Raw genomic sequence first — 14983 nt, forward strand, 5'->3', positions numbered from 1 at the left:
TTTCTCCGCAAAACCGAAGATATTTTTGGCCATTACGGCCCTCCCGTATTCTTTGAGGTCGCCACCCTGGTCGTAAATGAAAGTATTTTCACCCAGCTTTGTGACTTTAAATATCTCCCCTTTCTCTTCTGTCCCCACATGCAGGACATCCCCTATTTTTAAATCCTTGAGATTTGGCCTGACTGTTGTCTTTTCTACAATAATAAATCACCTTCTTTCTCGTTGCGTTACTTCATTAATATTAAATCTTACCTGATGGTACAGCCTATACCCTTGAGAAGTTTCTCGACATTACCTTGCACAATAGCTGCATCACGATCCCCAAATATTGTGAGCCTGTATGTAACGCTCTGTTTATTTTGTTTGTTATAAACATCGATAATTTGGGCGGATACAATACCTTCCCTGCCTGCTATAATGCTTTTTATTATCTCTGCGTCGGAGGCAGCCGGAATATAAACTGATAGATCTCGTGTCACATTTTTTAAATTTGCTGATTTCCATGCATATAATTCGTTTTCATTTAAAAGCCTCATGTTCTCGATAAGGAATTCGATCTTTTTACCGCCCCGTTCCAGGATAACGGTTCTGGGCGTTACTTTTTTTACAATCCCGATATGAATAACACCTGAATAGATATGCTTGATTGCACGCTCGCTGCCTGTTGAACGCACGAGTTCCTCATGCTCGGCAATTTTAGTGCCAATGAGCTTATCCGAGCGCCGCAGCGCTGATTCCGTATCCCTGAAATGTGCAGATGCTTTTTTCATAAGGCTAACAAAGCCTTCAATATTTTTTCTTTGTACCGTTTCTGCTATCAAGTTACACTGGTCGATATAAGCCTTATGCACTTTTGCCACTTCCGGATTCATCTGTATCATGGCATACAGGTATGGGTTCTGGGCAAGAATACGCCCCACGAGGTCAAGCATGATATCATACATGGGGCTCATGAACCTGCGCGATTTTGCAACATCGAATTCAAGCTCCCTGAAAACCGTTCCTGTGGTAATATATGCAAAGTGCGTGAGTCCCTGGACAACTGCCATCATCCTGTCATGCTCCAGGGCATCCAGTATCTCTATATGTGCGCCATTATCCTCATACAGGCTTTTTATTACAGGCAACCATTTTGAACTCCTTCCATTGACAGGTGTAAATATCACAATCTGTCCCCTTATATCCGGAATTGAGGGGCCAAACATCGGATGCGATCCCAGTATCTCAACATTTCGAGGTGCATATTTAATCATCGCTTCCATCGGGCCTGTTTTAATGGACGTAATATCCATGAGAAGACTTCCTGAAGACATTTTGGGAGCAATATTTAAGATCGTTTTTTCAGTAATATTTATCGGAACAGATATCATAACGATATCACTTGTCTTTATTTCACTGTCAAGGTCATCCGCAAACACCACACCCAGATCCTGTGCAACCTCTTTTTTCTTATTGATACCCCATATGGCAACATCAAACCCATGTTTTTTATAAAACTTCGCAAACCACTGGCCTGTTTCTCCGGTCCCCCCGATTATCAGTATTTTCATGCAAGTTTCTCCCTGACAGCCTTTTCCATTATGTCAATCGGTGGTGTCGTTCCAGTCCAGATCTTAAACGCCTCTGCTCCCTGGTACACAAGCATCTTCACGCCATCTATTGTTATTGCTCCGGCTGTTTTTGCCTCCCGGAGCAATCGGGTATTGAGGGGATTATAAACAATATCAAATACAACAAGGTCACTGTGCATCATATCCGAGGTCATAAGGGTTTCACTTACTTTCGGATACATGCCAATGGCAGTTGAATTTATAAGGATATCACTATTTTTGACAAGATTTTTAAGATCATCCAGACTTGCCGCATTTATTTTCCCGATATGCCCCACCTCTTTCGCAAGAGATATTGCTCTTTCTCGTGTCCTGTTGGCGATGGTCACATTGGCTCCCTCTATCGCAAGTGTGAATGCGATCGCTCTTGCAGCGCCCCCGGCGCCCAGAAGCAGGACATTTTTTCCTTTGATATCCACACCGCTTTCGGTAAGCGCCATTTTGGCCCCGAGTCCGTCAGTGTTATAACCAATAATCCCTTTTTTAAAATCAACGGTATTTACAGCGCCAATTTGTTTTGCCAGGTCTGTAGGCCTGACTATTTCAAGAGCCTTCTCCTTCAGGGGAATTGTAAGATTTAAGCCTCCGAAACCGAGCGCATATGCCCCATGGATCGCATCGTGGAGAGAATCCTTGCTTACCCTGAACGCATGATATTCGCAGTCCATACCGAGTGCTTTAAACGCTGCATTATGCATTACAGGTGAAAGACTGTGTGATACAGGATCGCCAAGAACGCCGAAAAGCTTCATGCTCTCCTGATTGGAAGTGATGGTTAAAAAATATTATGATTGAGAATAGATATTACGGCCAGATTCCATATGATGCATTTAATACAAGAACTGCAAGTCCACTCACTATTGCTACAATAACAACTGTTTTTGGCTCGATCAATACAGCCGTCTCTTCAGAATCGTAGTATCTCATTAAACCGGCTGAAGACATCAAGCCGCTTCCTTCTTTCTTTTGTGCCATGAAAGATACTAATGTTTTTTATAGGATTTTAAGGTATCGTAAGAAGAGGAAGAAAACCTATAAGCATCTACTTCCTGAACACTTCCAGAAGCATTATGAGGCCGATTACCAGTATCGCTGCTGCCCATATTGAAAATTTGAATTCATAAAATGTTGCTAACCCGAACAGCAATCCAAGAGTGCCAAGCCATATAGTAAACTTACTGATATTGATATTCCAGGCAATCCGCAGCAGGTTCAGCAGAAGCAGGATTACGCCACTTCCTGCATAAATAACTCCCCATTTTTGGGTATAATCTATCTCCTTAAGGCTTTCAAGTATCCAGCTTCCTCCGATAAGAATAAAAAATAAAGCCCATGATAATTTTACAAGTTTGAGGTTAAGCATATGCCTGGCGAGGAGCGCCTTTTCATCCATCACGACTTCTACTTTTGCCATGTGCGCCATAATAACCTCCTGAACTTTAAGGATTACTCATGCATAACATTGATATGATGTTAGAGTCATTACGGCGGTGGTGATGTTATGAGTGAATGTTTCCTATGTCATACTGCTCTTGAACCGGTTAACGACGCTGAAATTGAAGGCGTGGACCTATGTGTTGACTGCTGCGAAAATATGGATACTGTAATAAGGGATTATATCTCATCGAGCCCGGGCGGGCTTGACCTTGTCCTGGATATAATCGCAGATGAAATTTCAAATCCTGAAAGTAAACTGAGGGATGCCCTGAAAGATGTTATCCGCGAGGTAGTATCGGAAAATTAAAAAATATTATAATCCGTCTTTTTTTTTAAATTATTTATTAGTTAGGCACTCTATAAAATAAGTACAAAATACCTGCTATAATTAATATCACGATCAAAACTGCCAAAATCACCATGGTATCGCTTTTATTGCCGTTTGTTTCATTCATGTTCCATCATCCTCTGGTCTTATTAGTACTTTTTATCATATATAAATTCATCCAAAAATTTCGGAGCTTATCCAGGGGCTTTAATTGCCCTGTTGTAACGTTTTGAAGCCACACTCAACATATCCCTGGGAATAGAATGCTTATTAACAGCCAGATAATTTTTAATTATGGCAAGTTCGTTCTGGTATGCCGGGGCAATTGATTCTGCATAAAGAAGGCCATCGTTTGTAAGGACATATTCATAACGCTGCTGCCACCGCCCCTTTTTTTCAAAATACCGCAGATCTTCATCTACCATTCCCATCGCTACAAGGAGCTGGATATCCTCGAAAAGCTTATCGCTATATGAAAAGCCGTAACGGGTATGGAACCTGTAATCAAATAAATTTTTTAATTTTTCATCCTTTCCAAGCTCCTTCACGAGATAATATATCTTTGCAATATTTCGAAGCCTTGGCATGGTGATCCTACCGTCAGCCTCACTGCTGAACAACCTGTGGGCGCTGTAAAAAATAAGAAGAAGCCCTTCTATGGGGAGATAGTTTTCATTCCTGATGAAACGTAAAAGGTCAGGAGAAAGATTCTCGATGCCCAGCAGGAAATCAGAGGATGCATGAGTTAGCGCAGTGTTATCACCTGCCCTTCCAAATACACATAGCGATATCTGGCGCGAGATAGCCCTCACAAGACCATTGGCAAGGGCGGATTCATCATACAGGAAACTCTCTTCCTCGCCGATTTTTATACGTGTGCTTTTTGGTATCCCGCTTGCGACATCAAGGTCAACAAGAACAGAAGCCCCATATTTATCAGCGAAACGTTTTGCAAGCCCGTCTTCGAACATTTTCTTCGCAATGCCATTCCTGGCAATGGTGGAAAGCGCCATTCTTGTCCTGGGGTTCAGGTTCTTATGGGTGAATCGCGCCACTGCGCTGCATATAGAGGCATTTCTAATATTTGCCAGCAGTTTTCTTGATTTTTCATCCCCGTTTGCTTCTATGAAATTCAAAAGATCACTGTCATTATATGTTGTAAAAAATTTCAATACTGCTGCTTTTATATCATTCCCTGACTCTTCATATCTTGCAAGCGTTTTTTCAAGAGCATGAAGCAGCATAACTCTGGCCCCCTGGGTTCCAGGATTATGTATTATTGCAGAATAATGATGTGCCCTGGCGATTAGCATGGATTCGGCAGCAGTAAGAGCCATATCCTCATCATAACTGAGGCTTCCCCCAAGAATGATACTATCATTATGTAGCGCCATACTTCCAATGATCTGGTCAACATCAACAAGCCCGAAAGAAACACCGGTATGGTAGGAATCACGCAGCAGGAAATCGATCCTGTCAGCGTCTATATCGTCTGAGATTATCTGGGAAAGATATGGTTTTGAAACACCCTCAATATCCCCTGTTGCCATTCTTGAAATTTCCTGGAAAAAAGAAGCATCTGCATATGCACTAATTTCAGGTTTCGTATGTAAAGAATTCGCGATAATGTGTTTTGTAAACATCTCATGGTTCAGGAAATTCTTTCCATTTAATACCGGCTGGTACTGGGGATTACGTTTCAGGATGCTTTCCACCACATGCGAAAAAGCGCAATGTCCGACATCATGCAGGAGGGCTGCAAGCCTCACTTTCACGATTTCCTCTTCGTCCAGCCCCAGCGAGCGGGCGATCTTATCAGCAATGAATAATGTGCCGATGCTATGTTCAAAACGCGTGTGGTTCGCACCTGGAAATGAAAGGTCTGCAAGACCGAGCTGCTGGATGCGGCGAAGACGCGACATTTCGGGTGTATGGATGATGAGCTGCTCAAGTTTGGTTATTGCCACATGACCATAGATCGGGTCGATGAGTGAAGGCATAATTAGTTATTTATGATTGAAGGGTATTAAAATGAATCTTTTTTACTGAATATTAGCGAAGCACCCTTGTCATCAAATAGCCTTTGTCCGGCGTTGCGGGGAATGGATGTTTCCGTAGATCGCAGTTCACTTGTGATGACAGACTGAGGCTTCTGATATTGATGTATTCAGCGAAGTGTTTTGGAATAACACGCTACGTTTTTTCTTCATATTGGGAGCATACCAGAATAGGTGGATTTCAATTCAATCCAAATAGTTTTCGCAGTTTCTCAACAACTTGTTTTTTCATTTCTGGTGTTAATTCACCCAACTCTCTGCGTATCAATGAAGTAGTAACTGTCATAAGGCGGTGTAATCGCAGTGCTGATGATACACGCAAACCAGTTACATTGAAATTCTTATCATTACTATCCAGCATAACATCTGTTTCGAGAAATTCCTGATTTGTATTACTTGTGACAAATGCTAGAATAACATGGCGATGCTGTCCAATTGGATCAGTCAGGCATACGGCGGGTCGCACTTTCTCAGCCGATAAATCATCAAATGGAAAAGGGACAAGAACTATTTTATCTTTCGTCATGGAATGGCTTTCCATCAGTCAATGAATAGATGTCTTCTTCCGGTTCTTTCAAAAAATCAAACGATGGATCTTTTGCTGCTGCATACAACCATTCCTTCTCATTTATGTCTTCTTCCTCAGCCATAAGTATGATGACACGAACCTTTGCCGGGCCAGCAAAAGGTAGTGGCTCATCTAAGGAAAGATGATGATTCTTATCTACCGTTCCTGTGGTTTCAATAGCTTTAAATGCACTTTCCAAAACTGTTTCCTTCCTCTATTTTATGTTAATTCTATCAACCTATTTTCAAGAAACCATAGTTTCCAAATAACTTATAACTTTCTTCTGATATTTATTCGATGAGATTTCGTAAACCTTCGCCAGCGGCGGCGCTTCCGCCGGGGTCGCAAATCCCAGCGCCTGAACTTTGATGTTGATAAAAGTGTTAATGCACGTCTATTCTATGCTATCACATCTATGCTATCACATAAAATTTGCTACAGTTTCAGCCGTCCATCCAGTTCCTTCACTTCTCCATCCCGCCTGTGATACCCCATTTTCCCGATCATCTCTTTAGCAATCGCCATCTCCTCCCGCGCCTTCTTCTTTTCCCCCAGGGCAAGGTATAGCCGTGTATATCCCAAGCGGCAGTCAGCCTTATGCAAGCCCATCTCTCCGCGCTCTGCGATGGTCATGGCTTCGTCAAGGTCGTGGCGGGATTTTTTGAAATCTTTCTGTGCAATATAAAGCTTTGATCGTGCCAGAAGACCGCGGGGGATATGGTGTTGCGTCCCTGCCCTATGCAACCAGTTCACAGCCTGATTCAAGTGCTCTGATGCCTTTGAGAGATCGCCTGTGCCCTCGTGCAAGGCTTGAAGGAGATGTACTCTTCCTAGTGAGAGATGTTCAAGAGCGACAGATAGAAGCGATCCACCTCCAGTTTTTGCCCATTGCAGCGTCTGCTCAGCCCGGCTCAGAACCTCCTTATATTTACCCCTGCCAAGCAGTAGATCGCAGTACTGAAACCCCTGCAACGAGTAAAGAAGCGGGTACTCAGGCTGGTCTTTCTTTTGTATCTTCTCAGCCTCCTGGAAAAGAGTCTCTGCTTCTGCCAGGGTGCCTGCCTGGTGCAGGGTATTTGCTAATGTCGTCCGAGTGCCCATTCGCTCAAAGGCATCACCGCTTTTGTCTGCGAATTCAACGCTCTGCTTTGCGTGATCAAGAGCCTGAGCAAGATCGCCCATGGTAAGAAAGAGTTCACTGAGGTTGGAGGCAGTTCTTGCAGCAGACTTTAAGTTCTCTTGTGCAATATAGGCATCCAGACCCGCTTTCATGGGTTGTGTCGCTTCTTTCAATCTGCCCAGTGCACGGAGATCCAACCCTACTTCATTCAGAATAAAGGCTTTACTATCCTCTTTAAGCTCTGCCGCAGGCAAGCTCCATGGTTCATCAAATAATCCCGATAATGCAGACAGGTCCGCGCCAAATATGCCAAGTTTTCTCCAGCTAAAGGCTTCGTTTCTTTGAATTCTCTTCCTGAATACTTCTTTAAACGCCTTCTGGTTCCTACCCCCCCTACATCCGTGCGCCACTGCCTTATAAAGTGGTAGCATTTCTTCGATGGTATCCGGATACTCCTTTGACTGAGTTTTGTAGTACTCGTACAGCCTGCCATGCGCCTCTTTCCATGATTCAGGGCTATTTTTGAGCTTCTCGCCGAAGTGCTCGCGTATCAGAGGGTGGCAGTCCAGAGTATCCGGCTCATTCGGGTCTTCCCTGGCAAGAAGACCTGCCTTCCTGAGATTATCCAGCGCAAAACACCAGTCATCATCGGACAGCTTCTTAAGCTGAGATGTCAGTCCTTTGATGGGTGGGTCGGCTCTCAATACTTCAATGGCTCCTCCTTCAGCAGGACTGTCAAAAAGCCCCATCAAACGCAGGATGTCAAGTTCTGGCTTACCTTTAAACCATACCTCATACGACTCCATCACCTGAATTGCACGACCCCCATACTTTTCCTCTTTTGTCAGTTTCGCGATCCTGTCGCGCTTTCGAACATCGCCTTTATAGACCTTTGAAAGGTAGGTGCCAAGCAGGGTGAGCGCAAGAGCATGACCCCCAAAGTCACGGACTGCCTGCTTTATCTCATCATCAGTTCCCTTCACATCCAGATGTTTGAGAAGCTCCATTCCCGCTTCATCAGAGAGATGTTCAAGGTGCTGGTTTTCCACTGCATTCCCAATGAAATCCTTGATGTCATCCACATCCATACGTGTGGTTATGATACACAGGCCGGGATTATCGTGAGCAAGCTCGCGCACGAGGGTCGAAAGAGCCGGATCTTTGATCTTGCCTGGCTCATGTGAAGGCGCCTGCAGCGGCTCAATCCCATCCAGGATGAGCAAAGTCTTCTGCTTCTTCACATACTCTGCCAGCCGCTCACCCTTTTCCCAGGGGGTTCCTTTTTCAGGCTCAGGGTCGCCGAACCATCTCAGGGCAGATGCGATGAACACGTCAGCTGATGCCTGTTTTCCTTCCGATGCACCCTGGCTATAAAAAGACCAGCCGAACACGCGCTCTGCGCCGCGGAAATTCTCTGCCCTCATCCTGCCAAGCCATGAGTTGACAAGGGCGGTCTTTCCCACGCCGCCCCACGCTACGAAACATACGATGTTCGTTTTCGGATTCACCCAGGCGTCATCAAGGAGCTTCAGTTCTTTTTCGCGTCCAAATAGTTCAGGATTTGTGGAGGGGAGCTTGGCGAGGGATATTCTCTCAGGGGGTAATGGCAGATATCTGCCTTCTTTAGATATTTCTGTTGCATGCCCAACGATGCCTGCAATTTCCTCGGCGATCGCTGCCAGGTCGGTTTCGATCTGGAACTCGTTTCCTCCCATGAGCGGTTTTCCATCTCTGGGACGAAGATTCATTCGGGATAACCATTTGACCTGTTTCCAGGAACATGGTCTGATGATTACTGGAAAAATCCGGAGTCCTTCTTTTTCCCTCCGCTCAAGTAGCTTTGGCACTTCTTCGCCCAATATGAATTTTGAGGTGAGAAAATCTGCCGAAACCAGAAGCACAGCCGCACTGGCTTTTTTCAAGGCATCTTCAATCTCATTTTTCCGTCCTCACCTGCACCGATGCGACGGTCATCCCATGTATCGAGAAGGCCTTCCTGCGCCAGCACTCCGAGATGCGTCACAATACGGTCTTTCCATGACTCGTCTTTATGGCTGTAGCTTATGAATATCGTGGGTTTTGTCAATACATTCTTTTCCACCTGCAACCTCCATTTTTTAAATCCACAATAACCACTACATCCTGATTATGAACGCATTCATGTTTGTTGATAACGCAATTGTTGTTTGTGTTATCATATAAATACTTTGATGAGCGCCTACTTTTGGTTTTGAAAAAAAAGTTTACTATTTCTTATTGTATTTTCTAGCAAAAAACAACCTAAAATGATTAAATACCTGCCATTTGACATGATTAACAGGATCGGCAGAATACGATTTTAGATGAGTGAGGAGAGTAAGCCCCTTTATGTTCAGTGCAAGGGGCGAGTGCCCCTGTAGCGCTTTTGCGGCATTCAGCTATGCGCCGTACTCGGACAGGTCTGGACTGCCCTTTAATGCCCTATTTCGGCTTGCACCCGCGTGGATTCGCCGTTCCATCCGCATACGCAAAGACCATCATCCTTTCGGAATCATCGCATTAAAAGCGCTGCGGTATCGTTTCTGTTCCAGAGCCAGGATTCTCACCCTACATGCTTGCGCATGTCCGCGGTCCAGATGGTGAGGGGACTTTCCTCAGCAGACAAGCTGCCGGCGGCCGCTCTTCCTCTCTCACCCTATAATTGGTGAGGCATGGTTTATAATTACCGACGCAGCAAAAACTCTTTGGAATCTCCCTTGAATTGTTCCCGGATGACTTCTATGCCTGTCACTTTTGCATATTGCGGACCTTCCCTGCACCACTCCAGCATTTTTTCAATTGCGTCCTTTTCACCTTCAAAAACAGCTTCCACGCGCCCGTCAGCAAGGTTCCTGACCCAGCCGTAAAGACCTAATTTATTCGCCATGTCCTTAGTGCTTGACCTGAAGAACACACCCTGAACCTTCCCCGAAATAAAAACATGAGCCCTGGAATTCATTATTTATCCTTTTAAGGTTCTACTTTTTCCCATAATATCTTTTTGTTTTTTCCACTTTTTTTGATATATCTCATTTTGTGAAAATCATTCAGCATTTCAAGAAGATCTTTTCTTGAAATTGTTATATTAAAATTGTCCAGAAGACCTTTTTTGATCTCTTCATTGGTTGCTGGTTTAGCCAGTAATTCTTGAACGAATCCGGCCAGGTCTTCATAAAAAGCCCATGGATATATTATCCAGTTCCATTCATCAAGTTCTTTGCCCCAATAATCCGGAACTACAGTTGAACTGGTTTTATAATGGAGAACCGCAGTCCTGATTTCCATGGGATTTTTTTGTTTCAGGTAATCCAATATTACAGAAAAACTATCCCCTGTATCTGCAACATCATCCACAATAAGTACATTTTTCCCGGAGATATCCGTTTCTTTAGGAAGCGAGAATTTTATCCTTGCAGTCTCATGTTTTGAAGCGATTCCCCAGTGTTCTGTCCTTATTGATGCAAGGTCGTCCAGCAAAAGAAAATCGCATATCATACGCGCTGGAACAAGCCCACCTCTTGCGACCCCTATAATAATATCAGGATTATATCCTGATTCAATTATTTTATGTGCAAGCGTTCTTGCAAGCCTGTAAGCTTTATCCCAGCTTACGGTATAACATTTAATAGAATTATCCATTAATATAAAAAAGAAAGAGAATGGGATCTACAGGAGTCCCGATCTTTGCAGTAGCATCAAATCCTCGGTATTCAGTTTCTCACCAAGTTTGAACTGGGCATATACCTCTTCAGCTTCCTTCTTGGCCTGCTCTCGTATGGATTCGTCCTTACCTTCTTTTGTCTTCCTCTTTAATCCGATGATCACTTTATTGATCTCCCGGATTTCTTTCTGGGTCTGGATGAACAACCTGTGCTGTTCATCAGCAGCTTCCTGGGCTTTCACAAATTCCTTATGTGCGGCATCAGATTCTGCTCTTATTGTATCAGCTTCCTTGAATATCACGATCATCTTATCATGATACTGCTGTGCTGCATCAGCAAATTCCTTGACTTTGTTATGATGCACCAATGCTTCATCGCGAAGAGCCTGGGCCTGTTCAAGTAAGGTCTTTAATTCGGTATTGCCTTCAAGCTGCTGTTTTTTGTGCTTGAGCTCATCTGTCAGTTTTGTTATACTATCAACAAGTTCCCGTTCCTTTGCAGGTGTCATTACCTCGGTCTGCTGCCTGAATTCCAGCCCGTCGATCTGTTTTTTTAATTCTTTAAGTGAAGGGCCGTCACCGAGATTGAGGCCTTTGCGGATCTTATCGATTTCCGCGTAAATTTTATTAGCTTGATCATTTAATTCGTCGCGCTTGAGTTTGGATTGGGCAACCTGTTCGTTATTCTCATCACGCAACTTTTTAAGTTGTTGTGCCTCTTCAATAAGCTCTTTTGTGCGTTTGTTTAAATCATTCCTTTTCGCAGCACATTTACTCGCTTCAAGATTGAATTCATTTCTTTTTTCCTTATACTCTTCCGACTTGTCTTTTAAGTCACCTTTTCTACCCTGTAATTCATTTAGCAACCTATAGTCCTCCTTTTCCAACAACCGTTGGGGATTATGCATTTCATCATGCACGATACATGTCCCGGATAACCCGGAACAGCCTTGCGGCTCATCACATTTATACAATGATTGTGGGCATTGTTGCCAGATTAATATTTTGAATCTTCAAAATAATTATGTCCGGAGATGAACTCCAAATCACTGCATTATGAGTGAATGATTTCTCCTCATGCTATCACATTCCTTTTAACCTTTTCGGCAGGGAAAAAAGAAACCAGGAAGTGAAATAAAACTCACTTCTCAATAATCGTTTCCTCTATCTTTATCCCGAAATGCCTCGCTGTCGCCTCAAAATAAACCATAACCTCATCGCCTTCTTTAAGCGCGGTCACGGGAACGGGTTTCCCATCGCTTCCTACAAGCTTTATGGTCTCAGCATTCTGAAGCAGCGTCTTAATCCTTGTCCCTTCAACCTCTGCTTCCACAAGCATCAGCGGGCGGCGCTCTATCTTGACCCTTCCCACGACAGCAGGACGTGTTTCGCCCTTCGAATCCACTATCAGGACCTCATCACCCGATGCAAGCTCCGAGAGGTAGCGAGTCTTTTCTCCAACCCTGATATAAGCATGCACAGCACCTGCATTGACCCTGAACGGGCGCGCTGCTACATACGGGCTTTCCTCGGATTCCGAATGCACAAGAAATAATCCGTTGCTTTGCGAACCAATGAGCATTCCTTCACCAGGTACCATCAGGGAGGCGGTATCCACGCATACCCTGTCACCCATTCCGACGGGTTTCACTCTGGTCACAGTGGCTTTAACCAGGGGGATATTTTCCATTCCCGACCTGTCCCTGACAGCTGTAACTTTCTTTATCTCGGAAAGATTATCAGTATCAAGAAGCACTCCATCCGAGCCATGTTCAAGCGTTTCAAGGGCAAGTTTTGCTTCTTCTGCATTCTGTACGCCTGCTATTATCTCAACATCAAGTTTCTGCAAACCAGCGATCAGGTTCTCAAGAGGAATGACTTTCCAGTCCGTTCCGATCACAACAAGGTAATCACATGATTTCCCAAGCTCGACCGCGAATTGCTCATATTTCTTGTTCTTGATTACCACGTAACCTGCCACTGTTTTGCCTTCTCTCGTTAAATGCTGAGCCTGTGCAATATCCCCGGAATCTGCATAGTCTGAGGGAAGTTTGGTTGTTCCATCACCTTCGCTCCCTTTACCAACGATCACTATGTCGGCCTCTTCAGACGGCGCAGCGATCTTGATATTTCCCAGTTCCCGGACTTTCGAAATATCGTCTGCATTCAAAAATACAGCGTCAGCCCCGGATTCAAGGCCAGTGGTGATGCGAGGCTTATTCTCTTCCCAGGAACTTGCGTCTGCTTTTATCCACACTGATTTGGCTTTTTTCACCGCACAGCCTCCATGGCATCTTCCACACTCAGGCCTTTATGAACCACAAGTGTCAGTGCACGGGTCATTGTTGTTGGATTTTCGTGCTGGAATACATTACGTCCTATCGCAACACCGCGCCCGCCTGCATCAATTGCTCCGCGGACCATTTCGAGGAACTCCTCATCAGTATTGGTCTTCGGGCCTCCTGCCATAACGACCGGCGCAGGACAACCTTCCACTACAGCCCTGAACGTGTCAACATCGCCTGTATAATTTGTTTTTATGATATCCGCACCCAATTCAGCGCCAGCTCTTGCCACATGGGCAACAAGTTCAGGGTCATTTGAGTTCTTTATGCCTTTTCCGCGCGGATACATCATCGCTATCAGGGGCATCCCCCAGGCATCGCACTGCTCTGAGACCGAGCCAAGTTTTTGCAGCTGGTCGGCTTCTGTTTCAGAACCAATGTTAATATGAACGCTTACCGCATCTGCTCCCATTTTGATCGCTTCTTCTACTGTGCACACCTGTACCTTGTCATTGGGGTCAGGCCCAAGCGCCGTGGATGCGCTCATATGAATGATCAGGCCGATATCCCGTCCGTAGCCGCGGTGGCCGTGTTTTGCCATCCCTTTTTGTAAAAGGACCGCGTTTGCACCCCCGTCTGCAACTTTGTTCACCATTTCCGCAAGATTTACAATTCCGGTTATCGGTCCCATGGAAATCCCATGGTCCATAGGAATTATTACCATGTTCCTGCTTTCCCTGTCCATGATGCGTTCAAGTCTTATTTTCTTACCAATTTCTGACATTATAATCACCTTTTAATCAATTTTATGTTAGTATGTGACACACTAACATGGTAATGACGATATATAAATTTAACGATTTTGGTTTGTCAATGAAAGATACCAAAAGAATTGATCGCTATCTGTAGAAAAGTCTCTTCTGTTCTTCCATCTTCACAAATACCCAGGGGACAAAAAAAACTGATGAAAATCCAAGTGCAACATATTTTACATATGCAAAAACAGGAAATGTTAAGGATAATATCCATGAAATTAAGTAAATCGAGCCCAAAAATAAAATGCCAATAGATGCCCTCCTAACCTTCTGTTCCTTATTTTTCGCATCTTTAAATCCGATCTTTTCCTCCTCCAATAAATAACCTACTCCTATAGAAGCCATTACAAGCCCCAATTCGATCTGTTGTTCCAAAAGACTTCCCTGCAAAGATGCTGCTAAAATAAGTATTAACGGGAGAAACAAAGCAATAAGATATTTTGAATTGAGACTTTGTTCATTAATTATTTTGAGCATTTTCGGCTCTCCTTTGTGTGAAATAAATGCGACCATGAGACCAAAAATAATACCCCCGGTCACATCGCCCGGATAATGGACGCCAAGATATAACCGCGACAATGAAACAAGGATTACCATAACAGCGCCGACCATGATGATCCGTTTTTTCTTGCTTCGGATTCCCAGGTAACCCCAGAAACCCGATGAAACCTGCGCATGACCGCTGGGGAATCCAAAATTATTTTCTGTAACTTTATGAAGGTAGTCAGGAGGTCTTGGCATACTGAACAGGCTCTTGGCAATTAGCGCCGTGTATGCAGAAAACATAATTAAATACATTGCCCTGATGCCTGTTTTTTTGTTAAGGCACCAGAAGATGAGCGATGCAAGAAATATATATACAGTCTCACTGCCTGCATTAGTTATAATCTTGAATAATATATCCAGTAAAGGAGTGCCAATATCGCGAAAAAATATATTGATATTTTCGTTGAAAAGGAATTGGACAGGGCCTGAATCCATATCTTTAAACCAGAATAGATGGATTCAGAAAAGTAATCCGCATATACAATCCTTATATTCAAATGATATTAACCGCAGAACGCGGATAAACACAGATTGGTAT

At 44.0% G+C, this 14983-nt stretch carries 16 protein-coding genes and 1 other RNA gene; 1 reads left to right on the forward strand and 16 read right to left on the reverse strand.

Going from position 1 to position 14983, the window contains the following annotated elements; translation table 11 throughout:
- Window positions 1–248 precede the first annotated feature (248 nt).
- The 4 genes from FIB07_07315 to FIB07_07330 all read right to left on the reverse strand — a co-directional run bounded on the left by FIB07_07315 (window position 249) and on the right by FIB07_07330 (window position 3033).
- Window positions 249–1550, reverse strand: a complete 1302-nt coding sequence (locus FIB07_07315; protein NJD52662.1) for a prephenate dehydrogenase — start codon at window positions 1548–1550, stop codon at window positions 249–251.
- The gene (gene aroE, locus FIB07_07320; GenBank protein ID NJD52663.1) at window positions 1547–2362 is read right to left on the reverse strand and encodes a shikimate dehydrogenase; all 816 of its coding nucleotides are present in this window, start codon (window positions 2360–2362) and stop codon (window positions 1547–1549) included. The genes FIB07_07315 and aroE overlap by 4 nt, the downstream gene beginning before the upstream one ends.
- A 52-nt stretch (window positions 2363–2414) precedes the next feature.
- Window positions 2415–2585, reverse strand: coding sequence for a preprotein translocase subunit Sec61beta (locus tag FIB07_07325; protein ID NJD52664.1), 171 nt, complete (start codon window positions 2583–2585; stop codon window positions 2415–2417).
- Between the two features lie 67 nt (window positions 2586–2652).
- Window positions 2653–3033 carry a hypothetical protein gene (locus tag FIB07_07330; protein ID NJD52665.1) on the reverse strand — a complete coding sequence of 127 codons (381 nt, stop codon included), beginning with the start codon at window positions 3031–3033 and terminating at the stop codon, window positions 2653–2655.
- A gap of 78 nt (window positions 3034–3111) precedes the next feature.
- Here FIB07_07330 and FIB07_07335 point away from each other — a divergent pair, with 78 nt between their 5' ends.
- Window positions 3112–3354, forward strand: coding sequence for a hypothetical protein (locus FIB07_07335; GenBank protein NJD52666.1), 243 nt, complete (start codon window positions 3112–3114; stop codon window positions 3352–3354).
- Between the two features lie 215 nt (window positions 3355–3569).
- Here FIB07_07335 and FIB07_07340 read toward each other — a convergent pair whose 3' ends face one another.
- The 12 genes from FIB07_07340 to FIB07_07395 all read right to left on the reverse strand — a co-directional run bounded on the left by FIB07_07340 (window position 3570) and on the right by FIB07_07395 (window position 14880).
- Complete coding sequence (locus FIB07_07340) at window positions 3570–5375, reverse strand: HD domain-containing protein (GenBank protein ID NJD52667.1); 1806 nt, start codon at window positions 5373–5375, stop codon at window positions 3570–3572.
- Between the two features lie 238 nt (window positions 5376–5613).
- Complete coding sequence (locus FIB07_07345; GenBank protein ID NJD52668.1) at window positions 5614–5958, reverse strand: type II toxin-antitoxin system PemK/MazF family toxin; 345 nt, start codon at window positions 5956–5958, stop codon at window positions 5614–5616.
- Complete coding sequence (locus tag FIB07_07350; protein ID NJD52669.1) at window positions 5945–6199, reverse strand: hypothetical protein; 255 nt, start codon at window positions 6197–6199, stop codon at window positions 5945–5947. Before FIB07_07350 ends, FIB07_07345 begins: the two co-directional genes overlap by 14 nt.
- Before the next feature lie 236 nt (window positions 6200–6435).
- A complete protein-coding gene (locus FIB07_07355; protein NJD52670.1) occupies window positions 6436–9042 on the reverse strand; it encodes a tetratricopeptide repeat protein in 2607 nt (868 codons plus the stop codon).
- Window positions 9039–9221, reverse strand: a complete 183-nt coding sequence (locus FIB07_07360; GenBank protein NJD52671.1) for a hypothetical protein — start codon at window positions 9219–9221, stop codon at window positions 9039–9041. The genes FIB07_07355 and FIB07_07360 overlap by 4 nt, the downstream gene beginning before the upstream one ends.
- A gap of 243 nt (window positions 9222–9464) precedes the next feature.
- Window positions 9465–9791, reverse strand: an RNA gene (rnpB, locus tag FIB07_07365) — RNase P RNA component.
- A 30-nt stretch (window positions 9792–9821) separates the two neighbouring features.
- Window positions 9822–10097 (reverse strand): acylphosphatase, encoded by a 276-nt coding sequence (locus tag FIB07_07370; protein NJD52672.1) that lies wholly within the window; start codon window positions 10095–10097, stop codon window positions 9822–9824.
- Between the two features lie 11 nt (window positions 10098–10108).
- Entirely contained in the window at window positions 10109–10777 is a 669-nt protein-coding gene (locus FIB07_07375) for a phosphoribosyltransferase (GenBank protein NJD52673.1), read from the reverse strand.
- A gap of 27 nt (window positions 10778–10804) precedes the next feature.
- Window positions 10805–11665, reverse strand: a complete 861-nt coding sequence (locus FIB07_07380; GenBank protein ID NJD52674.1) for a coiled-coil protein — start codon at window positions 11663–11665, stop codon at window positions 10805–10807.
- Window positions 11666–11940: 275 nt separating this feature from the next.
- Complete coding sequence (locus FIB07_07385; GenBank protein ID NJD52675.1) at window positions 11941–13074, reverse strand: 3-dehydroquinate synthase II; 1134 nt, start codon at window positions 13072–13074, stop codon at window positions 11941–11943.
- Window positions 13071–13868: a fructose-bisphosphate aldolase gene (locus tag FIB07_07390; protein ID NJD52676.1), complete on the reverse strand. Its 798-nt coding sequence runs from the start codon at window positions 13866–13868 to the stop codon at window positions 13071–13073. Before FIB07_07390 ends, FIB07_07385 begins: the two co-directional genes overlap by 4 nt.
- A gap of 115 nt (window positions 13869–13983) precedes the next feature.
- The gene (locus tag FIB07_07395) at window positions 13984–14880 is read right to left on the reverse strand and encodes a phosphatase PAP2 family protein (protein ID NJD52677.1); all 897 of its coding nucleotides are present in this window, start codon (window positions 14878–14880) and stop codon (window positions 13984–13986) included.
- Window positions 14881–14983: the final 103 nt, after the last annotated feature.

The organism is Candidatus Methanoperedens sp., assembly GCA_012026795.1.
In the GTDB taxonomy this organism is placed as follows: domain Archaea; phylum Halobacteriota; class Methanosarcinia; order Methanosarcinales; family Methanoperedenaceae; genus Methanoperedens.

Bases quoted from the DNA above. Each gene is read 5' to 3' on its own strand.
- FIB07_07345 (NJD52668.1), bottom strand. From the start codon at position 5,958: ATGACGAAAGATAAAATAGTTCTTGTCCCTTTTCCATTTGATGATTTA.
- FIB07_07375 (NJD52673.1), bottom strand. From the start codon at position 10,777: ATGGATAATTCTATTAAATGTTATACCGTAAGCTGGGATAAAGCTTAC.
- FIB07_07370 (NJD52672.1), bottom strand. From the start codon at position 10,097: ATGAATTCCAGGGCTCATGTTTTTATTTCGGGGAAGGTTCAGGGTGTG.
- FIB07_07395 (NJD52677.1), bottom strand. From the start codon at position 14,880: ATGGATTCAGGCCCTGTCCAATTCCTTTTCAACGAAAATATCAATATA.
- aroE (NJD52663.1), bottom strand. From the start codon at position 2,362: ATGAAGCTTTTCGGCGTTCTTGGCGATCCTGTATCACACAGTCTTTCA.
- FIB07_07335 (NJD52666.1), top strand. From the start codon at position 3,112: ATGAGTGAATGTTTCCTATGTCATACTGCTCTTGAACCGGTTAACGAC.
- FIB07_07325 (NJD52664.1), bottom strand. From the start codon at position 2,585: ATGGCACAAAAGAAAGAAGGAAGCGGCTTGATGTCTTCAGCCGGTTTA.
- FIB07_07340 (NJD52667.1), bottom strand. From the start codon at position 5,375: ATGCCTTCACTCATCGACCCGATCTATGGTCATGTGGCAATAACCAAA.
- FIB07_07390 (NJD52676.1), bottom strand. From the start codon at position 13,868: ATGTCAGAAATTGGTAAGAAAATAAGACTTGAACGCATCATGGACAGG.
- FIB07_07330 (NJD52665.1), bottom strand. From the start codon at position 3,033: ATGGCGCACATGGCAAAAGTAGAAGTCGTGATGGATGAAAAGGCGCTC.
- FIB07_07315 (NJD52662.1), bottom strand. From the start codon at position 1,550: ATGAAAATACTGATAATCGGGGGGACCGGAGAAACAGGCCAGTGGTTT.